The sequence below is a fragment of the Mesorhizobium sp. Pch-S genome (assembly GCF_004136315.1).
Taxonomy (GTDB): Bacteria; Pseudomonadota; Alphaproteobacteria; order Rhizobiales; family Rhizobiaceae; genus Mesorhizobium.
On the sequence record NZ_CP029562.1, the window covers coordinates 3543745 to 3565454 of the forward strand.

A 21710-nucleotide genomic window follows, 5' to 3' on the forward strand; every position below is an offset into this window, starting at 1 on the left:
CGGTTCCGTGAAAAACGGAAACGCCATAGTGCAGCCCGGCGCATGGGACCCGAACCCGACAGGCTTCGCCGCTCTCTTCTGGTTCGAAGTCACAGGCCTTCTGGCAAGTTCTCCAGGGCCGAGACGGCCCCGGAGATATCTGTCGACACGCGATCAGTTGAGCTTCGGATTGAGCAGCGCGTCGATCTTCGGCTCCTTCATGTTCGCCTTGGTGACAAGATTGGCGCCGGTGTCGACGAAGGTCTCGACCTTCTCACCCTTCGAGGCGGCCAGCGCGGTCTTGATGCCGTCATAACCCATGCGATACGGGTCCTGCACGACAAGACCGGAAATGACCCCGTCATTGAGGAACTTGATCAGCTTCTCGTCGCTGTCGAAACCGATCAGTCCGACCTTGCCGGAAAGGCTGTTTTCGGCAATCGCCTGGCCGACACCCTGCGCCATGATCAGGTTGGAGGCGAAGATGCCCTTCAGGTCCGGATTGGCGGTGATCAGGTCGGTTGCGATGTTGAGACCGGTCGTGGCCTGACCATCGGCATATTTGTCGGCAACCACCGTCAGGCCCGGATATTTGGCCTTGACCTGTTCGAGGAAGCCTTCGCGGCGCTGTTCAAGCGAGCCGGCACCTGGAAGTGCGGTGATGATCGCTACCTTGCCTTCGACCTTGCCGCCATTGGCGGCGCCGATCGCGGCGGCCAGACCGTCGGCTGCAACCTGGCCGCCGACCTTGTTGTCGGTGGTCAGGAAGGAGGTGAAGGCCTTGGAATCGGCCGAGGAGTCGATGCCGATGATCTTCACCTTCTTGGCTGCTTCGTCGATCGGCTTGCCGAGAGCCTTGGCTTCGGTCGGAGCGATCACGACGGCGGCCGGATTGCCGGCCACCGCGTTTTCCAGGATCGAGATCTGGCCGTTCACGTCGGTCTCGGCTTGCGCGCCGAGTTCCGGCACGTTCACGCCAAGGTCCTTGCCGGCCTTGCGGGCGCCGGCAAGAACGATCTGCCAGTAGAAGGAGGTGGTGTCCTTCACGATGATCGGAATTGTGGTGTCGGCGGCAGCGGCCGGTCCCGGCTGAAATGCGCCGGCCAGCATCGAGGCAGCGGCGAGTGCCACGAAAGTGCGGCGGCTGAGCATGCTTTTCACGAATTTCATAGGCTTCCTCCCAAAGTCGCCCGGTCGATTACGCGAAGTCCCTTCTGGATAGGCGAAGTCCAATCAGGACTTTATGGATAAAAAACAGCATCTCGATTTTTAGTGGATCGTGGCTGGGCTTGCAAGTGTGACGCTCCCCTCCGTGGCCCTCACGACCCTCGTTCCGATATGAGGCATCAATTCCAAAACAAGGTCAATGCGGAATAATCATTCCATATTGTGTGCCGTGTCTTTCAATCCTGTTCCGAGCGGACCACGCCTTTCTTGAGAAGGATGTTGGCGTAGGAGGCACGCTCGCCGGAGGCAACGATGTAAGCGGCCTTGGCCGCACGCTCATAGAAGGCGAACCGTTCCAGGGGAGCGACGACAAAAGGGCCGGCCAGGCGGTCGATGATCGACTGGTAGGAGCGGCAGATGTCAGGAAGTCTGTCCGCGTCTTCGACGACTGCCATCCGAAAAGCTGCGGCCGGTGCATAGGTGTCGAGCGGCATGTGAGTGAGGATCGCTTCAAGCAACGCCTCGCCGCCCAGCCCATCGGCGCGCACGACCTTGGGCCCCTGCGTACTTGCCGGAAAATTACCGTCGGCGATGACGATCTCGTCGCCATGGCCCATGCTGCGCAACGCATGCAGCAGGTCGGGGCCGAGAAGAGGATGAATGCCGCGCAGCATCAGGCGATGTCCTTCGGAGTTGTTGTCTGGCCGTTGCGTCCAACTGGCTTCATTCGCGCACGGCTCCCGTCAGCGGCGGCTGCACGGTCGTGTAAGGACGGTATTTTTCGAACTCTGCTTCTGGAACCTTGATCTTGAGCAGGTCGACGTTGCGCGTCAGGCTGGAAGCCCTGGCGGTGCCGATCAGCACCGTCGACACCGCTTTCTCGTGCAGGGGAAATTGCAGCGCTGCGGCTGCCAGCGGGTATCCGGCCTCTTCGGCGATCGTTTCCATGGCCGACACCTTGGACAGGATCTCGGGCGAGGCCGGGCCATAGTCGAAATGCGAGCCGGGTTTGGCGCCTGTCGCCAGAATACCGGAGTTGAAGACGCCGCCGATGACCAGCGTGGTGCCGCTTTGATGGCAGAGTGGCAGCAACTCTGCCTCGGCCGAGCGGTCAAGCAGCGAATAGCGGCCGGCAAGCAGGATGCAGTCGAGCGGTGCGCGGCGCATCACCTCCACGCAGATCTCCACCTCGTTGACGCCGAGGCCATAGGCGGAAATGACGCCGCCGGACTTCAGCTCTTCCAGTGCCTTGATCCCGCCGCCCAGCAACTGACCGAGATGCACCTTGGTGAGTTCGATACCGTGGGTGTAGACGCCGATGTCGTGCACATAGAGGATGTCGATGCGGTTGAGGCCGAGGCGTGCATAGCTGAACTCGACCGAGCGCATGATGCCGTCATAGCTGTAGTCATATTCCAGCTTGAAGGGCAGCGGGTTGAAGAAACCGAGGTTGGGAACCTCGTGTTCCGGCGCGGGCTTCAGAAGACGGCCGACCTTGGTGGAAAGCGCATAGCCGTCGCGCGGCTTGTCGCGCAGGAAATCGCCGAAACGGCGTTCGGAAAGGCCGAAACCGTAGTGAGGTGCCGTGTCGAAATAGCGGATGCCGGAATTCCAGGCCGCATCGAGAACCGCTTCGGCGTCCTTGTTCGGTATCGCCTGGTAGAGATTGCCCAGCGAAGCGCCGCCGAAACTGATCTCGGTGACCTCCAGCGCGGTTTTGCCGATGCGGCGCGTCTTCATGCATACACTCCCATTTGCGGAAACGCTCCAGCCAAAGCTACAGCGTTGCGCCGAGATGCCAAGGCACGAACTCGTTGTCGCCGTAGCCGAACAACTCGCTCTTGGTCTTCTTGCCCGAAGCGGTCTCGACGATCAGTTCGAAGATATCGCGTCCCATCTCCGCGATTGTCCTGTCGCCGGAGGCGATGACGCCGCAGTTGACGTCCATGTCCTCTTCCATGGCTTCGAAAAGCGAAGTGTTGGTGGCCACCTTGATCGATGGAGTCGGGTGGCTGCCGAAGCAGGAGCCGCGCCCGGTGGTGAAAACGATGACGTTGGCTCCGCCTGCTACCTGGCCGGTGGCGGAGACCGGGTCATAACCTGGCGTGTCCATGAAGACGAGACCGCTGCCGCTCACCTTCTCGGCATAGGCGAACACCCCGTTCAGTGGCGTCTGGCCACCTTTGGCGACGGCACCGAGCGACTTTTCGAGAATGGTGGTCAGCCCGCCGCGTTTGTTGCCGGGCGAGGGGTTGTTGTCGATGGAAGCGCCGTGCATGGCGGTATGGTTCTCCCACCATTTGATCAGGCGATCGAGTTTGTCGGCGATCTCCGGCGTGGCGGCGCGATAGGCAAGCAGGTGCTCGGCACCGTAGATTTCGGTGGTCTCCGAGAGGATGCCGATACCGCCGACGCCGGCGAGCAGATCGACTGCCGCGCCGAGTGCCGGGTTGGCGGTGATACCGGACATGCCGTCCGAACCGCCGCACTGCAGGCCGACCACGATCTCCGAGACAGGGATCGGTTCACGCTCCAGCCCGCCGACCTCTTCGGCGATTTCGGCCAGCACGCCCATTGCCTTCTCGACCGATCTGCGCGAGCCACCGGCGTCCTGGATGTTGAAGTGCCGCTTGCCCGCGGCGACGCCCTTCTGGCCGTAGAGGGTAAGCTGGTTGACCTCGCATCCCAGCCCCACCATCAGCACGCCGCCGAAATTGGGATGGCGCGCGTAGCCGGCGAGCGTGCGGTGCAGGACCATCATACCGTCGCCGGTGGCGCTCATGCCGCAACCCTGTCCGTGTACGATCGGCACGAAACCATCGATGCCCGGATAGAGCGGCAGCAGGCGGCGGTTGGCCTCGTCGGCGATGGCGTGGCAGACGGTGGCCGAACAGTTCACGCTGGCGACGATGCCGACAAAATTGCGGGTACCGGCGCGGCCGTCAGCGCGGCGATAACCCATGAAAGTGCGGACCTTGTCGGTCTCGGAGGCTTCCAGCGGTGCCGATGGCGGCACCACCGGCATGCGTCCGGATTCGAAGACCAGATTGTGCGAATGCACATGCTCGCCCGCAGCGATATCCTGCGTGGCGCGGCCGATCGCCTGCGCGTATTTCACGACCGCGGAGCCGGCCGGGATCTGCCTGATCGCCACCTTGTGCCCGGATTCGATCGCATCGGCTGTTGTCGCACCACCCGGCAATGTCGTGCCTTTCTCAAGTCGGCCGTTGGCGACGACGACATTGTCGGAGGGCGAAAGCACGATCGAATTGGCGGCGGTCACGACGATGGTTCCTGGGATTATCCTGGGTGAATGCCGGATTGACACCGGCAATCCTGCAGCTAATGTCTTTTATCGTAAAAAAACATTTGGGCGTCAATTGGCATTTTCGGTTAGAGCGCTCTCCGGGAACGGTGCGCGGGCCAAGAGAACAGGATGTCGAAGAGCAACAACGTCTACAAGGATGCCTATAATCGTTGCCTGCGGCTGCTGGAGGAAACCAGCAACCTGCCCTCCGAGCCCGAACTGGGAGCGACATTGGGGGTGAGCCGCACCACGGTGCGCGGCATTCTGGCCCGGATGGCTGACAACGGGCTGATCACCTGGGACAAGCGCGACAAGACGGTACTACGCGCGCCGAAGGAAGAGGATTTCTTCCCGGAGGAAGAGACCGACTCGCTGTCACAGATCATCGAGCGCTCCTTCATGCGGCGGCTGCTGGCTGAAGGGGCGGAAGCCGGCATGCAGATCAACGAACTGGAACTGGCGCGGGAGATCGGCGTCGGCACCACCAGCGTGCGCGAATTTCTCATCCGCTTCAGTCGCTTCGGGCTGATCGAAAAGCGTCGCAACAGCCATTGGGTTCTCAAAGGGTTCACCCGTGCCTTTGCACTGGAGCTGGCTGATATCCGTGAGATGTTCGAATTGCGCTCGGCAGCCGCCTTCGTTGCCTTGCCGGATGACAATCCGGTCTGGGTCGATCTCGACCGCCTGGAAGTCGAGCACCATGCCCTGGCGCGCGATATCGCCAATCGCTATCCCGAATTCTCGGAACTGGACGAGCGCTTCCATCGGCTGATCCACAGCGCCTCGCACAACCGCTTCATCGTCGATTTCTACGACGTCATCTCCATGATCTTTCACTATCACTATCAGTGGAACAAGGCGGGCCAACGCAGCCGCAATGAGACGGCAGTGGCCGAACATCTTGCCTATATCGCGGCACTCAAGACGCGCGATGCGGCCAAGGTGGAGGACGCTTGCCGCAGGCATCTGACCTCGGCCAGGCAGACCCTGCTCGATTCGACGCCCGAAGGCAGGCAGACCATTCCGGCGAAATGGACCAGGACGCTCTGATACCGTCGGGCTTGTTGCCGCAGCGCTGATTTGGCGGTTTGCCGGCCCTCAGGCTCGTGATAGGTCTTTGCCGATTGGCAAGGGAGTGCGCGACGCCGTGATCGCCGGGCGCAGGAGATGGAGCATGCCGACGGCCCTCGCCGTTGCGTGGCTGCTCGTCCTGCAATCCGTGCTCGGCGCCTTCGCCGCCGGCACAGGCCCCAATCCCGCGCAGCTCGATGCCTTCGGCAACGTCATCTGTACACATGACGGCGCCGCGCAACTGCCGCCTGGCGAGCAGCCGCAACAGCACCAGCAATCGTGCTGCGTGCTGGGTTGCAACATGTACGCGTCGGCCTTCGGTGCCCCGCCGGAAGCCTCCCCCCTGCTGGATGGCCTGGCCTTTGTCGCCAGCCTCCGCGTCGCGTTCCCAGCCAACAATGTCATCGGTTTCAGCCATGACTGGTCGCCGGGCAATCCACGTGCGCCACCGGCGTCGGCCTGATCTTTGTCCGTTGCGCCAGGCCTTTGGCCGCGCCACGATTCCTCTCTTGTTTTTGTACTTGCGTGTCCGGCAACGGCGCGTCTGCCATGGAGCAACCCCATGCCTGTTTTCAACAGCACTCTTTTGCCTGCATTTTCACTGAGAAACTCGATTCCTGCCCGGCTTGGCCTTGTGTCGGCTGCCTTCGCGGTTTTGCTTGCCGGCATGCCGGCCGCGTTTGCGCACGAATTCAAGGTCGGCAGCCTCGAGATCGATCATCCCTGGTCACGGGCGACGCCGCCCGGCGCCAAGGTTGCCGGCGGCTACCTCACCATCAAGAACAGTGGCGGAGAGGCGGATCGTCTTGTCTCGATAGCTTCGGATGTCTCGCAGAAAGCCGAGGTACACGAGATGGCGGTCAAGGACGGCGTCATGACCATGCGCAAGGTTGACGGCGGCCTGGAAGTCCCGGCCAACGGCAAGGCGGAACTCGCGCCGGGTGGTTACCATCTGATGTTCATCGGCCTCAATCGCCAGCCGAAACAGGGCGAGAAGTTCGCCGCGACCCTGACCTTCGAAAAGGCTGGTCCTGTCACGGTGGAGTTCGATGTCGAGGCGGTGGGTGGCGCTGCGCCGAAGGCGCATGGCGATCACGCGAACTGATTTTCATCACGAGACGATTTCAGAGGAATTCCGATGTTCAGAACCATGATCGTTGCCGGCCTTTTCATGGGCGCGGGCGCAGGGTCGGCTTTTGCCCATGTCTCTCTGGAGACCCAGGAAGCACCAGTCGATTCCACCTACAAGGCGATTTTCCGCGTTCCGCATGGTTGCGATGGCAAAGCGACAACCGCCGTGCGCGTCAAGATCCCGGAAGGCGTCATCGACGTGAAGCCGATGCCGAAGGCCGGCTGGAAGCTGGAGACGGCGAAGGGCAAATATGCCAAGGCCTATAAGCTATGGGGTGAGACGGTCAGCGAAGGCGTGACCGAGGTCAACTGGAATGGCGGCAACCTGCCGGACGAATTCTATGATGAGTTCGTGCTGCGGGCGCGTTTGACAGGCGATCTGCCCGCCGGCGAGACCTTGCGCTTTCCTGTCGTGCAGGAATGCGAAGGAGGCGGCACCGCCCGCTGGATCGAAATCCCGGCCGCCGGTCAGGACGAGGACGCGCTGGAGCATCCGGCGCCAGGTCTGAAACTCCTGCCCAAGAAGTAATCGTCCGCGGCGCGCCTGCCATGGCGCGCCGCTCTCCCGGTTGACCGATCATGCGGAACTTCGCTCCACAACACTTACAGGCAGGCCTTCAGCGTCTGGTTGTCTCTATTGTCGTTCTGTTTGCCGTGCTGGCCGTGTTTGGCGCAGGTCAAGCTTCGGCGCATGCCAGCCTGGTCAAGACCGAGCCGACCGATGGAGCGATGCTGCAACAAAGTCCGAACCGGTTTTCGCTCGCTTTCAGCGAACCGGTTTCGCCGCTGGTGCTTACCCTCGTGCGGCCGGATGGCACGCCGGAACGGCTGACATCGTTTCGCAGCGACGGGCAGACGCTCGACATCGACAATCCGCAACCGCTCGGCAGCGGTACCCACGTGCTCAGTTGGCGCGTGATTTCCGCCGACGGGCATCCGGTCGGCGGTTCGCTGCTATTTTCCGTCGGTTCCGTCAGTGCCGCACCCGCTGCGGGCGATGCCATCGATCCCTGGCTGCATCGCGTGATCTGGGTCGTGAAGATCATGCTCTATCTCGGCCTGTTCCTTGGCGTCGGTGGGGCATTCGCACTCAGCTGGCTGGCGGGCGAGGGACGGGGCGGCGAACGCTTCGTGGTGACAATGCTGCTGGCCGGATTGATCGCCGCCCCCGTCTCGCTTGGCCTGCAAGGGCTCGATGCGCTGGGCGCGTCGTTCGAGCAGTTTGCGCAGACCATTGTCTGGAAGACCGCTTTTGCCACCAGCTTTGTCTGGACTGCTCTGATTGCCGCTATCGCGCTGGGATTGGGTCTTCTGGCGCTCGTGCTGCCGCGCGCCGACGCCAGGCCCTTCGCAGCCATTGCCTTGATAGCGGTCGGCGTGGCACTCGCCGCGAGTGGCCATGCCAGCGCGGCAGCGCCGCAGTGGCTGACGCGCCCCATGGTTTTCGTCCATGCTGTGGGTATCGCCTTCTGGGCAGGTGCGCTTACGCCGCTCGCCGTGGCACTCAAGCGCCAGACGGCCGGTGCCGACATGCTCCTGCGCCGCTTTTCGGTGGCCATCATGCCGGTGGTCGCTGCTCTCGTGGTTGCCGGCATCGTGCTTGCGGTGATCCAGGTGGAGACGGTGTCGGCGCTGGTCGACACCGACTACGGTCGTCTGCTGCTGGCAAAGCTCGCGCTTGTGGTCGGTCTGTTCGCGCTCGCCGCCACCAATCGCTGGGCGCTGACACGCCCGGCCGAAGCGGGGCAGTCCGCTGCACGTCACCGTCTGGTCCGCTCCATTGCGGTCGAGACCCTTATCGTCCTCGCGATCTTCGGCATTGTCGCCGGCTGGCGTTTTACGCCGCCGCCGCGTGCGCTGGCGATCACGGCAGCCGAGCCTGTGTCGACCCATATGATGACGCTGCAGGCGATGGCTGACCTCACGGTGACTCCCGGCACGGCCGGACCCGTATCCGTCAGCATCATGCTGATGACCGGTGATTTCGGGCCGCTCGATGCCAAGGAAGTGACTTTGGTGCTCTCGCGGCCTGAAGCAGGGATCGAGTCGTTGAAACGCGCTGCGACAAAACCCGGTGACGGCACCTGGCTGGTCGACGGTCTTGTCATTCCGTTTCCCGGGCGCTGGACAGTGCGGCTCGACATCCTGGTTTCGGATTTCGAAATGGTGAAGCTTGAGGGGCCGATCGACATCCGTCCCTGACGTCGGCACGATGGCTTAATCGATTGAAATTTCCGATGAATGGACGACCGCCCCTTGTTGACGAAGCGGGTGCCTGAGGCCAATCATGTCACCTCTACGGCGACAGCCGTTATTCGCAGACAGGAACGACAGCATGGAAAAAGCCGAAATCGGCCTGATCGGCCTCGGTACGATGGGCTCCAACCTCGCCCTCAACATTGCCGAGAAAGGGCACCGCATCGCGGTATACAACCGCACGCCGTCGCGAACCGATGATTTCGTTGCCAAGGCGGGCGACCTCGCTGGCCGTGTCGTGCCCTGCGAGAGCCTTGCCGACCTCGCCGCCGCCATCCGCCCGCCGCGGCCGATCATCATCATGGTGCTGGCCGGCAGTCCCGTGGATGAACAGATCGCGGCGCTGCGCGGAGAACTCGCGGCCAACGACATCATCATCGATGCCGGCAACGCCAATTTCCGCGATACGATGCGACGCTTCAGGGAACTGGAGGGTTCGGGCCTGACCTTCATCGGCATGGGCGTTTCGGGCGGCGAAGAAGGCGCACGACACGGTCCGTCGATCATGGTCGGCGGCAAGGAGGAATCCTGGCACCGTGTCGAGAGCGTGCTCACCGCCATTTCCGCCAAGTTCAAGGGCGAACCCTGCGCGGCCTGGCTCGGTCCGGATGGGGCAGGCCATTTCGTCAAGACGATCCACAACGGCATCGAATATGCCGACATGCAGATGATCGCTGAAATCTACGGCATCCTGCGTGACGGGCTGGGAATGGCGCCAAAGGAGATCGGCGCAGTCTTCGCCGAATGGAACAAGGGCCGTCTGAATTCGTACCTGATCGAAATCACCGCCGAGGTGCTGAAAGCCGACGATGCCAGGACCGGCCAGCCGGTGGTCGACATCATCCTCGATCGCGCCGGGCAGAAGGGTACCGGAAAGTGGTCGGCGATCGAGGCGCAGCAACTCGGCATCCCCGCAACCGCCATTGAGGCGGCAGTGGCGGCGCGCGTGCTGTCGTCGCTCAGGGATGAACGGCTGGCAGCAGAGAAAATCTACGGCGGCGGGGTGGCGCCGATTACGGCGCCAAGGGAAACGCTGCTCAAGCAGCTGGAACTGGCGCTGTTTGCCGGCAAGATCGCCGCCTATGCGCAAGGCTTCGCCGTGATGGCGGGCGCTTCGAAGGAATTCGGCTGGAACCTGCCGATGCCGACGATCGCGAAGATCTGGCGCGCCGGTTGTATCATCCGTTCACAGATGCTGGACACCATGGCGGAAGCCTTTGGATCCGGCGCGGCCTCGACCAACCTCTTGATGGCGCCGGACTTCGTGAAGCTGATGCAGGAAGCGCACCCGGCGCTGCGGCGTGTGGTGGCGCTGGCCACGGAAGCAGGCGCGCCGGTGCCGGCACTGTCGTCGGCGCTTGCCTATTTCGACAGCTATCGCCAGGGCCGTGGAACCTCCAATCTCATCCAGGCGCAACGCGATTTCTTCGGCGCGCATGGCTTCGAACGCATCGATGAAGCCGGCGCGTTCCATGGGCCCTGGGGGCAGGGCTGAGGTCTTTCGGATAGCTCCTGAGCGCGCGGCGATCGCTGGATGGTGGCGTCGCGCATTCGTTCGTGTTTGGATGCGGTCCGCTGGCTCCGGGACTGGAGGACATATGCGGGCGAGGTGGCTCCTGTCGGCTGTTGCTGTCGTCTGTTCGGCGATGACCGCGCAGGCCGCAAACGAGATCGCTGCAGACGAATTGGTGGCGCGCGTCGCGAGCAGGGTCGAAGAGCTCATCGAGCGCAATTTTTATAAGCCTGTTGATTTCCCTTCTTTTGCCGGAAAGCATCCGACGAATGCAGATGTCGACAAGGCTCTGGCCGACCTGAAAGCCTCCCATACCCGCCGGTTTATGCCTGGTACGCTTGAATATTACGAAGTGGCGGACATCTACCAGCGTTGGCTAAGTCGGGATCTCAGTTCAATCTTTCCACCACGCGGCGAGGTCCAATATGAAGGTATCGGTATCGCCACAACTGTGATTGACGGCAAGCGGTTCGTCACGGACGTCTATGACGGTGCCATGGCAAAGACAGCCGGAATCCAGGTCGGGGACGAAATACTATCCGTAAACTCACAACCTTTCGACGAGATCAGGTCCTTTAAGGGCGGCGCTGGAACAATCGCTATCGTCACAGTGAGGCGGGCTGCAAAGACGCAGCCGGTAGAGATTCCAGTGATGGTAGCGGCCATTTCACCGGTGAGAATGTTCCTGGAGGCGGTGAGCGCCAGTGCCCGTATTGTCGATTATGCCGGTCGAGATATTGGCTATGTCCGGCTCTGGACGCTTGCGTCTCCACTCACCAACGAAACCGTGGAAACGATGCTGCGCAGCGGGGTTCTAAGCGAATCCGATGGCCTGGTGCTCGACCTGCGCGGCCGTTGGGGCGGCATTTCAAGCGAGCTTCCCGAGATGTTGATGGAGGATTTTGCCGACATATCCTTCACGATGCGAAATGGGCGGAACTTCTCCCAGAGAGAAACATGGCGCAAACCCATTGTTGTTCTGATTGATGGAGGAACGCGCAGCGCCAATGAACTGCTGGCTTGCGCAATGAAAAAGCGCGGCTTTTCCCTGATTGGCGAGAAAAGCGCTGGAGCCGTGCTGGGCGGCAACGCCTATGTTCTTCCAGACGACAGCCTGTTGATGGTCGCTACTTCGATGGTTCGGGTCGATGGTGAGGTGCTTGAGGGCAGGGGAGTCGAGCCGGACAAAATTGTCAGTGCGCCCGTCCCTTATGCCGGGGGAGCAGATCCGCAGCTTGAGGTGGCGATGAAGGAAGTATCGGAGCAGCTATCCGGTGTCAGTCCGTGGCGCAGTTCTCTATCCCCGGAACAAAGACGCTGTTCGCAGGGAAGTGCGGCCAGGTCGAACTGAAAGCGCCACGATACTTTCTGCCTTGTGATCGAAAGGTCGCCTTCGGCTATTGTGGGGCTTTCACCTCGGCCGGCACCACCAGTCTCTGCATGGGCGCCGCCGACCTGTCGTCGATGCGATTGAGCACGGCGGTTGCCAGATCGTGTCCGGCAAGCCGGAAGTCCTCTTCGACGACGTGGATTTCGGGACGCACCAGCTGCAGCAGATTGAACGGTTCCTTGGCGACGAGGTCGACATCGCGTCCAAGCTTGAACCCTGCCGCCTCGATGCCGGCGATGAGGGCGAAGGTCGGGCCGCCGGCGCCGCAAACGATGCCGTCGGGTCGGCCGGTCCGCCGCATCAGTTCGATGGTGTGGCGGCGAATGTCGTCGATGACGTTGTCGCTGCTGACGGATGAGAACGGAACCTCGCTCAACCCCTGCCGGTCGATCTCGTCGAGGAAGCCGCTGCGCATGTGCTGGTGATAGGTGAGGGCTGTCGGCGGAGCCAGAAGAGCGAGGCGCCGGCGTCCGAGCTCGGCCAGCCGTCGCACTGCCAGCCGCGCGAAGCTCTCATTGTCGAAGTCATGATAGGCGTGCTCTATCCCCATTGCGGTGCGGCCATGAGCGGCAAAGGGAAAGCCACGCTCGGTCAGATAGCGCACGCGCGGGTCATTGGGCTGCGTGCGCGAGATGATGATGCCGTCGGCAGAGCCGGTTTCCACCACATAGCGGATTGGCTCCATCGGGTCGTTGTTGTGGGAATAGGGAGCGACAACCAGATGATAGGGCGTCGCCGCCAGACGCTCTGAAATGCCGTAGATGAAATCGGACAGGAAGCCGCCGATCTGTTCGGTGGTGTTGAGCACGACCGAGATGACGTTGGTCTTGCCCGTGCGCAGGCGCACGCCGGCCCGGTTCGGCCGATAGCCGATCTGGCGCGCGACGAGCTGCACGCGCTTGCGTGTCTCGGCGCCGATCTCCGGTGCGTCCTTCAGTGCGCGTGAAACGGTTGTGACGCCAAGCCCCGTCATGAAGGCAAGCGTCTTCAGCGTCGGCCTGCCGGTCTCCGCTTCGTCCTCGTCCGTGTTGTGGCTCGATTTATCCATAACCCTGCCCGCAGCGCGCATACCAGTCTGTTTCGGCGGCGACAATGCGCGAATTTGTCGGCCCGGCTAAGGCGGGTCGATCACGCAAATATACTGAAACGTTACAGATTTGCCAGTCGGACCTTGGTCGACCGCTTCCGAGCGGTCACCCGCAGTCATGTCCAATCCGGTTGGTTTGCACTGCAATTGCTTATTTTGCAGTGCAAAATGGATGATTTCTCGACATTGCAGCTTATTTTGTCGAGCTTCGAAAAATAGTTTGGCGCGCCGATCGATTGGGGATTGCCACAACGAAACAATTGCCGTATCCAAAATCTGTAACGTTTCAGATTTTGGGAGGAATCGGAATGCGACGCACTTTGACGGCTGCCGTGCTGGCAGCCGGGACGGCTCTCGGTTTTGCCGGCCCCACTTTCGCTACGGATCTGGAAGTCACGCATTGGTGGACGTCGGGCGGTGAAGCCGCTGCCGTCGCTGAACTCGCCAAGGCATTCGACGCGACCGGTAACAAATGGGTGGATGGCGCCATCGCCGGCTCCGGCGGCACAGCCCGTCCGATCATGATCTCGCGCATCACCGGCGGCGATCCGATGGGCGCAACGCAGTTCAACCATGGCCGTCAGGCGGAGGAGCTTGTGCAGGCCGGGCTGATGCGCGATCTCACCGATATCGCCGCCAAGGGCAAGTGGACGGATGTCGTGCGGCCGAAAGGGTTGCTCGATTCCTGCACCATCGACGGCAAGATCTATTGCGTGCCCGTCAACATCCATTCCTGGCAATGGCTGTGGCTGTCCAATGATGCCTTTGCCAAGGCCGGCGTGGCAGTGCCGAAGACCTGGGACGAATATGTCGCGGCAGCGCCCGCGCTGGAGAAAGCGGGTATCGTACCGCTTGCGGTGGGTGGCCAGCCCTGGCAGTCCTCCGGTGCGTTCGATGTGCTTCTGCTGGCTGTCGGCGGAACGGACGCTTTCCTGAAAGTCTACAAGGATAAGGATGGTGCGTTTGCCGGCGGGCCGGAGATCGCCAAGGTGTTCAAGGCGGCGGATGATGCCCGCAGGATGTCCAAGGGCACCAATGTCCAGGACTGGAATCAGGCCACCAACATGGTCATCACTGGCAAGGCCGGCGGCCAGATCATGGGTGATTGGGCGCAGGGTGAGTTCCAGGTAGCCGGCAAGGTGGCCGGCAAGGACTATACCTGTCTGCCCGGCCTCGGCATGAACAGCGCGCTCGCAACTGCTGGCGATGCTTTCTATTTCCCGCTGCTCAAGGACGCCGACAAGGCCAAGGCGCAGGAAGTGCTTGCTGAAACGCTGCTCGATCCCAAGACGCAGGTGGCTTTCAACCTGAAGAAAGGTTCGCTGCCGGTGCGCGGCGACGTCGATCTTGCTGCCGCCAATGACTGCATGAAGAAGGGCCTCGACATCCTCGCCAAGGGCAATGTGATCCCGTGGACGGACCAGTTGCTGTCGCAGGATACGCAGAAGCAGAAGGAGGACCTGTTCGCCGAATTCTTCGCCAAGCCGGACCTGACCGTCGAGGATGCGCAGAAGCGCTTCGCCGACATCATCTCCAGCGCTGACTGATCCTGTTCACCCGATCCTCCCGGGCTCCGGCTCCGTCCAGTGCTTGGCGGGGCCGGAGTTCCCGGAGGTCCAGGACCTGGGACGGCACCTCCATGAGCACTGTGACCAAGCGACCAAGCCGGCTGTTCCGCAACCTCAATGCCAAGATCGCCTCGGTGCCGATGATCCTCACCGCGCTGGTGGTGTTCGTCGGCGGCACGCTGTGGACCGTGCTTTACTCCTTCACCAATTCGCGTCTGCTGCCGCGGCTCAAATTCGTTGGCCTCGACCAGTATGAGCGACTGTGGGCAACGCCGCGCTGGCTGGTGTCGATCGAGAACCTGGCGATCTACGGCATCCTGTCGCTGGTCTTTTCCCTGGTGATCGGCTTCGTCCTGGCGGCGCTGCTCGACCAGAAGATCCGCTTCGAGGACACCTTCCGCACCATCTTCCTCTATCCCTTCGCGCTTTCCTTCGTCGTCACCGGCGTGGTCTGGCAATGGCTGCTCAATCCGGATTTCGGGGTGCAGGCCGTGGTGCGCTCGCTGGGCTGGGAAAGCTTCGCCTTCGATCCGCTCTACACTTCGAGCATCGTCATCTACGGCGTGTTGATCGCGGCGCTCTGGCAAGGTACCGGCTTCGTGATGTGCCTGATGCTGGCAGGCTTGCGCGGCATCGACGAGGATATCTGGAAAGCGGCGCGGGTAGACGGCATCCCGGCATGGAGGACCTATCTCTTCATCGTTCTGCCGATGATGCGGCCGGTGCTGGTCACCACGCTGGTCATCATCGCCGCCGGCATCGTCAAGGTCTATGATCTCGTCGTGGCGCAGACCAGCGGCGGGCCGGGCATCGCATCCGAGGTGCCGGCCAAATACGTCTACGACTATATGTTCTTCGCACAGAATCTCGGCCAGGGTTTCGCGGCCTCGACAATGATGCTTTTGTCGGTCGCCATCGTCATCGTGCCCTGGGCCTATCTCGAATTCGGGCGGAGGCGCTGACGATGGCGATGTCACAGGCCATCGAGGGCCCGCGTGGACCGAAGCCACGCCACGCCTTCTCGAAGCGCAACATCTTCATCTACGGCACGCTGTTCGTGGTTGCCGTCTACTACCTGCTGCCGCTCTATGTGATGGTGGTAACGTCGCTGAAAGGCATGCCGGAAATCCGGCTTGGCAACATCTTCTCGCCACCGCTGGAAATCACCTTCGAGCCTTGGGTGAAGGCCTGGGCGACGGCGTGTACCGGGCTGAATTGCGACGGGCTTTCGCGCGGCTTCTGGAATTCGGTGCGCATCACCGTGCCTTCGGTGATCCTGTCGATTGCCATCGCGTCGGTGAATGGTTACGCGCTCGCCAACTGGCGTTTCAAGGGCTCGGAGCTGTTCTTCACCATCCTGATCGTCGGCGCCTTCATTCCCTATCAGGTGATGCTCTACCCGATCGTCATCATCCTGCGCGAAATCGGGCTCTATGGCAGCCTGAGCGGGCTGGTCATCGTGCATTCCATCTTCGGCATGCCGATCCTGACGCTGCTGTTCCGCAACTATTTTGCATCACTGCCGGAAGAACTGTTCAAGGCGGCGCGTGTCGACGGGGCCGGCTTCTGGAGCATCTATCTGCGCATCATGCTGCCGATGTCGGTGCCGATCTTCGTCGTTGCCGTCATCCTGCAGATCACCGGCATCTGGAACGACTTCCTGTTCGGCGTCGTCTACACGCGCCCCGACACCTACCCGATGACCGTGCAGCTCAACAACATCGTCAATTCGGTGCAGGGCGTGAAGGAATACAACGTCAACATGGCTGCCACGCTGCTGACCGGCCTCGTGCCCCTCGTCGTCTATTTCATCTCCGGCAAACTGTTCGTGCGCGGCATCGCCGCGGGTGCGGTGAAAGGGTGAGCATGAACATGATCGCCAGTCCCAGCGTCTCGATCCAGGATCTGAAGCTCAATTTCGGTACCGTCTCGGTGCTGCAGTCACTCAACCTCGATATCGCCGAGGGCGAGTTCATCGTGCTGCTCGGGCCGTCCGGTTGTGGCAAGTCCACCTTGCTCAACTGCATTGCCGGCCTGCTCGACATTTCCGACGGCCGCATCTTCATCAAAGGCAAGAATGTCACCTGGGAGGAGCCGAAGGACCGGGGCATAGGCATGGTGTTCCAGTCCTACGCGCTCTATCCGCAGATGAGCGTGGAGAAGAACCTGTCGTTTGGTCTCAAGGTGGCGGGAACGCCAAAGGACGAGATCGACAAGCGCATTTCCCGCGCGGCCGAAATCCTGCAGATCGAGCCGCTGCTGCAGCGCAAGCCGGCAGCACTTTCCGGTGGCCAGCGCCAGCGCGTGGCGATCGGCCGGGCTCTGGTCCGCGACGTCGATGTCTTCCTGTTCGACGAACCCTTGTCCAATCTGGACGCCAAGCTGCGTTCTGAACTGCGCGTCGAGATCAAGCGGCTGCACCAGCGGCTCGCCAACACCATGATCTATGTCACCCACGACCAGATCGAAGCGATGACGCTGGCCGACCGCATCGCCGTGATGCGCGGTGGCGTGATCCAGCAGCTGGACGCGCCGCAGGCAATCTACAATCGCCCGGTCAATCGTTTCGTCGCCGGTTTCATCGGTTCGCCCGGCATGAATTTCGTCGACGGCAGGCTGGAGGCGAGCGATGGCGGCTGGCGCTTCAGCTCTGGCGACCTGAATATCCCACTCTCGACCTATGCTTTCGAAGGGCAACCTCTGGCGGGACCGGCAGTGTTTGGGGTCAGACCCGAACATATCGGTCTCAATTCGGGTTCCGGCTGGCCGTTCTCCGCGAAGGCCACCGTCGATGTCGTCGAGCCGATGGGGTCCGACACTCTGGTCTGGGTGCGGCTCGGCGCACAAAGCCTGTCGGTGCGAGTGCCCTCCGAGCGTGCGCCCGGAACCGGCAGCCAGGTCGAGATCGGCTTCGATCCGTTGCGCGCCTCGCTGTTCGGCGAAGACGGCAACCGGCTGTGACAACCACCCCAACGATATCCCCCAAGCAGATGGACAGATAGAATGGACTGGTCATTTCAACTCTACAGCGCCCGCAATTTCCTGCCCTGGGACAAGGTGCTGAAATTGCTGGGCAGCCTCGGCTATGCGCAGGTCGAGGGTTATGGCGGTGTCTACGACGATCCGAAAGCTTTCCGTGCGGAACTCGACAAGAACAAGCTCGCCATGCCGACCGGGCATTTTTCGATCGAGGCACTGGAGACCGATTTCGATGGCGTGCGCAGGATTGCCGATGCACTCGGCATCAAGCTGCTGGTCTGTCCCTATCTGGTTGCCGAAGCACGCCCTGCCGATGCGGCCGGATGGCGCGGTTTCGGTGAACGGCTGGCCAAGGTCGGCGAGACTGCCAAAAAAGCAGGCTACGGCTTTGCCTGGCACAACCACGATTTCGAGTTCAAGGCGCTGCCTGACGGCTCGATCCCCCAGGAGCATATCCTGTCGTCCGCACCGGATATCGGCTGGGAGATGGATGTCGCCTGGGTCGTGCGCGGCGGTGCCGATCCGGTGCCCTGGATCGAGCGTTACGGCAGCCGCATCGTTGCCGCCCATGTCAAGGATATAGCCAAGCCCGGCCAGGGTCTGGACGAAGACGGCTGGTCGGATGTCGGTCACGGCACCATCGACTGGTCCAAGTTGACCAAGGTGCTGCGTGAGCGCAGCAGCGCCAGATACTTCATCATGGAACAGGACAACCCGAACGACATCGAGCGCTTCGCGCGCCGGTCGATCGAGGCTGCCCAGACTTTTTGACGGACAAAGACGTTTTAGGAGAACGACGATGGCAAGGAAGCTCGGGATCGGCGTCATCGGCGCCGGCAATATTTCGGCGGCCTATTTCAGGCTGGCGCCGCTGTTTCGGGGCATCGAAATGCGAGCCTGCGCCGACATCAACATGGAAGCGGCGAGGGCGCGGGCGAAAGAGTTCAAGTTGCGCGCCGAAACGGTGGACGATCTGCTGAAGGCCGACGATATCGACATCATCGTCAACCTCACCATCCCCGCCGTCCATTACGATGTCTCGAAGCGGGTGCTCGACGCCGGCAAGCACGTCTATTCGGAAAAACCGTTCGTGCTGTCGCTGCAGGAAGGGCTCGATCTGCGCAAGCGCGCCGAGAAGAAGGCCCTGCGCATAGGCTCGGCACCCGATACCTTCCTTGGTGGCGCACATCAGCTGGCACGCAACCTCATCGATGAGGGCAAGGTCGGCGCGATCACCGGCGGTACCTGCACGGTGATGAGCCATGGCATGGAGCACTGGCATCCGAACCCGGACTTCTTCTTCCAGCCCGGCGCCGGTCCCGTCCTCGACATCGGGCCCTACTACGTCACCAACCTGATCCAGCTGGTCGGACCGGTGAAGCGGGTCGCGGCTTTCGCCTCGATCCCCGCCAAGGAGCGCGTCATCTCCTCGAAGCCGCGCGCCGGCGAGAAGATCCCGGTCAACACGCCAACCACCATCCATGGCCTGCTCGAATTCGCCAATGGCGCGGTGGTGACATTGAACACCAGCTGGGACGTATGGGCGCATGGTCACGCGCCGATGGAACTCTACGGTGAAAAGGGCACGCTCTATGTGCCGGATCCGAATTTTTTCGGTGGCGACGTCGCCTACACCAGGGAAAGCAAGCCGGCAAAGGGGTTGCCGAAATGGCCGCATCCGTTCGGCGTGCCCAATGAAAAGCACTCCCAGGGCATGATGGCCAACTATCGCACGGCTGGTCTTGCCGACATGGCGCTGGCGATCATGGAAGGGCGCCCGCACCGCTGCTCGATGGAGTTGGCGCTGCATGCGGTGGAAGTGATGACCAGCCTGCTGAAATCGGCCGAAACCGGCAAATTCGTCTCCCTGCAGACAAGTTGCGAGCGACCCGCTGCGCTGGGCGTCAAGGAGGCAAAGGCGCTGCTGGTGAAAAAGTAAGCCGTCATCGATCACCGGTTTGTCTGCACCGTTTCATCTCTTGCGTTGACGCAATTCCGGACGGAAAACCGCTGCACACTTTTCCTGGAATTGCTCTATAGATGCGTCCTTCGAGCTTCGCTTCGAAGGACGCATTCATTTGCGGAACACCCTTTCCAAGGAAACACCATGCCTTACGCTCCCGCCGCCGACCGTTATCAGTCGATGATCTACAACCGCTGCGGCCGTTCTGGCCTGAAGCTGCCGGCCATCTCGCTCGGGCTCTGGCACAATTTTGGCGAAGACACCCCGCACAGGGTCAAACGTGCCATTTGCCACAAGGCGTTCGACCTCGGCATCACGCATTTCGATCTGGCCAACAACTACGGCCCGCCGCCCGGATCTGCGGAGATTGCCTTCGGCGAGATACTGCGCAGCGACTTCGCCGGTTATCGCGACGAGATGATCATCTCGAGCAAGGCCGGATACGACATGTGGCCGGGACCGTATGGCGAGTGGGGCAGCCGCAAATATCTGCTCGCCAGTCTCGACCAGAGCCTGAAGCGTATGGGGCTCGACTATGTCGACATCTTCTATTCACACCGCTTCGATCCCGATACGCCACTGGAAGAAACGATGGGTGCGCTGGATCATGCCGTGCGTTCGGGCAAGGCTCTTTACGCCGGCATCTCGTCCTACAATTCACAGCGCACGCGCGAGGCGGCCGACATCCTCAGGCAGCTCGGCACGCCGTGTGTCATCCACCAGCCGAGCTATTCCATGCTGAACCGCTGGGTCGAGGATGATGGTCTGCTCGACACGCTGGACGGCCTCGGCGTCGGCTCCATCGTGTTCTCGCCGCTGGCGCAAGGCATGCTCACCGACAAGTATCTGAACGGCGTGCCGCAGGGCAGTCGCGCCACGCAGGGCAAGTCGCTGCGTGAATCCTTCCTCAACGAGCAGACACTGGCCAACATCCAGGCCCTCAACGGCATTGCCAGGAAGCGTGGCCAGACGCTGGCGCAGATGGCGCTGGCCTGGGTGCTGCGTGGCGGCCGCGTCACCTCGGCCCTGATCGGCGCCAGCCGGCCGGAACAGGTCGAGGATTGTGTCGGCGCGCTCAAGAACCTCGACTTCAGCGACGCGGAGCTTGCCGAGATCGACGGCTATGCGCGCGAGGCCAATATCAATCTCTGGGCTGCCTCGGCCGAGAGAACCGGACCGACACGCAAGTAGAGCTGGCGCCTGGCGACGTGACGATCCGGACACTCTCCGGACCGTCACGTCACAAGACAATGGCAAAACCATCGATTCATGCTTATTTCTGGGGCAGGCGGCTGGTCGGCCTGTGGCGGGCAGTCTGATGAGCGCGCGAGTTGCGCAAGTATCGAAAGCAGAATCATGACGGCAAGGAACGTGCTGACCAAGAACCAGCAGAGCGTGCTGGAGAAACTGGAAGTGGCCAACGCGCCACTCAGCGCCTACACGCTGCTCGACCAGTTGCGTGAACGCGGTTTCCGCGCGCCGCTGCAGGTCTATCGCGCACTCGATACGCTGATGAAGGAAGGTTACGTGCATCGGCTGGAAAGCCTGAATGCCTTCGTCGCCTGCTCGGACCCGCACGATCATGGTCATGCCCACGGCCATAGCCATGGCATGACTGCTTTTGCCATCTGCGACAATTGCGGTCAGGTCACCGAGTTATGCGATGAGAAGATCGGCGATAGGCTCGGCGAATGGGTCGGTTCCACTGGTTTCGTCGCCAAGAAGGCGGTGATCGAATTCCGCGGCACCTGTGCCAAGTGCCGGGCGGAGGCTACCGCCTAGCAGATCGTGACTCGATCTATTGTGGCGGGAAACTGATGATGAGCGTGACAAGCGCTGTGATCAGTATCGGCCCCAGGGCGTAAAGGAAGGTTCTTCTGGTGCCATAGCGTGCCCTGGCAGGATGGTGCGCCGATACGTTGCGTGCGTTGACCACACCCATCACGACACCTGCTGCAGCCATGCCGAACGTAACCAGTATGACCAGGCTGGCGAGGCTTTGACCCGACGGTGGCGTTGGTGTCAGCGCTGACCACAAGGCAACAGCCAGGAAGCCGAAGCCCAGGCCGAAGAATGCGTGACCAAGGACAATTTCGAAGCGCCTCGTCATGACCACCCAAATCATTTCATGCTTGAAATAGGTTGGGCCTTCTACCAAATGGTGGAATAATTTCTAGTTAAGAGTGTGTGCCGTGGTGCGCTACAATCACTCTTGGTGAATACAATATTGATTACCGTGATTGATTGCCACGGCCATGGCAGGTTCCGGAGCTGTTCAAGGCCGCCGGAGGCGAGTTCT

The 21710-nt window shown here is 61.6% G+C and carries 21 protein-coding genes; 15 read left to right on the top strand and 6 right to left on the bottom strand.

Annotation, left to right across the window (positions count from 1 at the left end; translation table 11 throughout):
- Window positions 1-153: 153 nt before the first annotated feature.
- The 4 genes from C1M53_RS16550 to C1M53_RS16565 form a co-directional block, all read right to left on the bottom strand.
- The gene (locus C1M53_RS16550) at window positions 154-1149 is read right to left on the bottom strand and encodes an ABC transporter substrate-binding protein (protein ID WP_129413224.1); all 996 of its coding nucleotides are present in this window, start codon (window positions 1147-1149) and stop codon (window positions 154-156) included.
- Window positions 1150-1382: 233 nt separating this feature from the next.
- A complete protein-coding gene (locus C1M53_RS16555; RefSeq protein WP_129413225.1) occupies window positions 1383-1820 on the bottom strand; it encodes an RbsD/FucU domain-containing protein in 438 nt (145 codons plus the stop codon).
- A 49-nt stretch (window positions 1821-1869) separates the two neighbouring features.
- A complete protein-coding gene (locus tag C1M53_RS16560) occupies window positions 1870-2886 on the bottom strand; it encodes an aldo/keto reductase (protein ID WP_129413226.1) in 1017 nt (338 codons plus the stop codon).
- 37 nt (window positions 2887-2923) lie between these two features.
- Window positions 2924-4429, bottom strand: coding sequence for an altronate dehydratase family protein (locus tag C1M53_RS16565; RefSeq protein WP_129413227.1), 1506 nt, complete (start codon window positions 4427-4429; stop codon window positions 2924-2926).
- Between the two features lie 153 nt (window positions 4430-4582).
- Here C1M53_RS16565 and C1M53_RS16570 point away from each other — a divergent pair, with 153 nt between their 5' ends.
- The 7 genes from C1M53_RS16570 (at window position 4583) to C1M53_RS16600 (ending at window position 11775) form a co-directional block, all read left to right on the top strand.
- A complete protein-coding gene (locus C1M53_RS16570) occupies window positions 4583-5503 on the top strand; it encodes a GntR family transcriptional regulator (RefSeq protein ID WP_129413228.1) in 921 nt (306 codons plus the stop codon).
- A gap of 124 nt (window positions 5504-5627) precedes the next feature.
- A complete protein-coding gene (locus C1M53_RS16575) occupies window positions 5628-5987 on the top strand; it encodes a DUF2946 family protein (RefSeq protein WP_129413229.1) in 360 nt (119 codons plus the stop codon).
- A 99-nt stretch (window positions 5988-6086) separates the two neighbouring features.
- On the top strand, window positions 6087-6629 hold the full coding sequence (locus C1M53_RS16580; protein WP_129413230.1) for a copper chaperone PCu(A)C: 543 nt from the start codon (window positions 6087-6089) through the stop codon (window positions 6627-6629).
- Window positions 6630-6662: 33 nt separating this feature from the next.
- Window positions 6663-7184: a YcnI family protein gene (locus C1M53_RS16585; RefSeq protein WP_129413231.1), complete on the top strand. Its 522-nt coding sequence runs from the start codon at window positions 6663-6665 to the stop codon at window positions 7182-7184.
- A 50-nt stretch (window positions 7185-7234) separates the two neighbouring features.
- Window positions 7235-8857: a copper resistance CopC/CopD family protein gene (locus C1M53_RS16590; RefSeq protein ID WP_129413232.1), complete on the top strand. Its 1623-nt coding sequence runs from the start codon at window positions 7235-7237 to the stop codon at window positions 8855-8857.
- Between the two features lie 133 nt (window positions 8858-8990).
- A complete protein-coding gene (gndA, locus tag C1M53_RS16595; RefSeq protein WP_129413233.1) occupies window positions 8991-10406 on the top strand; it encodes an NADP-dependent phosphogluconate dehydrogenase in 1416 nt (471 codons plus the stop codon).
- Between the two features lie 103 nt (window positions 10407-10509).
- Entirely contained in the window at window positions 10510-11775 is a 1266-nt protein-coding gene (locus tag C1M53_RS16600) for a S41 family peptidase (RefSeq protein WP_165358166.1), read from the top strand.
- A 46-nt stretch (window positions 11776-11821) separates the two neighbouring features.
- On the opposite strand, the gene C1M53_RS16605 is transcribed toward C1M53_RS16600, so the two are convergent.
- On the bottom strand, window positions 11822-12862 hold the full coding sequence (locus tag C1M53_RS16605) for a LacI family transcriptional regulator (RefSeq protein ID WP_129413235.1): 1041 nt from the start codon (window positions 12860-12862) through the stop codon (window positions 11822-11824).
- A gap of 347 nt (window positions 12863-13209) precedes the next feature.
- On the opposite strand from C1M53_RS16605, the gene C1M53_RS16610 reads away from it, so the two are divergent.
- The 8 genes from C1M53_RS16610 (at window position 13210) to C1M53_RS16645 (ending at window position 21193) form a co-directional block, all read left to right on the top strand.
- A complete protein-coding gene (locus C1M53_RS16610; RefSeq protein WP_129413236.1) occupies window positions 13210-14448 on the top strand; it encodes an ABC transporter substrate-binding protein in 1239 nt (412 codons plus the stop codon).
- A gap of 92 nt (window positions 14449-14540) precedes the next feature.
- Complete coding sequence (locus tag C1M53_RS16615) at window positions 14541-15431, top strand: sugar ABC transporter permease (protein WP_129413237.1); 891 nt, start codon at window positions 14541-14543, stop codon at window positions 15429-15431.
- A gap of 2 nt (window positions 15432-15433) precedes the next feature.
- On the top strand, window positions 15434-16333 hold the full coding sequence (locus tag C1M53_RS16620; protein WP_165358167.1) for a carbohydrate ABC transporter permease: 900 nt from the start codon (window positions 15434-15436) through the stop codon (window positions 16331-16333).
- A 2-nt stretch (window positions 16334-16335) separates the two neighbouring features.
- Window positions 16336-17430 carry an ABC transporter ATP-binding protein gene (locus C1M53_RS16625; RefSeq protein WP_129413239.1) on the top strand — a complete coding sequence of 365 codons (1095 nt, stop codon included), beginning with the start codon at window positions 16336-16338 and terminating at the stop codon, window positions 17428-17430.
- Window positions 17431-17472: 42 nt separating this feature from the next.
- Entirely contained in the window at window positions 17473-18219 is a 747-nt protein-coding gene (locus tag C1M53_RS16630; RefSeq protein ID WP_129413240.1) for a sugar phosphate isomerase/epimerase, read from the top strand.
- 28 nt (window positions 18220-18247) lie between these two features.
- Window positions 18248-19387 carry a Gfo/Idh/MocA family oxidoreductase gene (locus tag C1M53_RS16635; RefSeq protein ID WP_129413241.1) on the top strand — a complete coding sequence of 380 codons (1140 nt, stop codon included), beginning with the start codon at window positions 18248-18250 and terminating at the stop codon, window positions 19385-19387.
- A gap of 168 nt (window positions 19388-19555) precedes the next feature.
- Window positions 19556-20602, top strand: a complete 1047-nt coding sequence (gene mgrA / locus C1M53_RS16640) for an L-glyceraldehyde 3-phosphate reductase (RefSeq protein ID WP_129413242.1) — start codon at window positions 19556-19558, stop codon at window positions 20600-20602.
- A gap of 165 nt (window positions 20603-20767) precedes the next feature.
- Window positions 20768-21193 carry a Fur family transcriptional regulator gene (locus C1M53_RS16645; RefSeq protein WP_129413243.1) on the top strand — a complete coding sequence of 142 codons (426 nt, stop codon included), beginning with the start codon at window positions 20768-20770 and terminating at the stop codon, window positions 21191-21193.
- A 16-nt stretch (window positions 21194-21209) separates the two neighbouring features.
- Here C1M53_RS16645 and C1M53_RS16650 read toward each other — a convergent pair whose 3' ends face one another.
- Complete coding sequence (locus C1M53_RS16650; RefSeq protein ID WP_129413244.1) at window positions 21210-21521, bottom strand: hypothetical protein; 312 nt, start codon at window positions 21519-21521, stop codon at window positions 21210-21212.
- Window positions 21522-21710 lie beyond the last annotated feature (189 nt).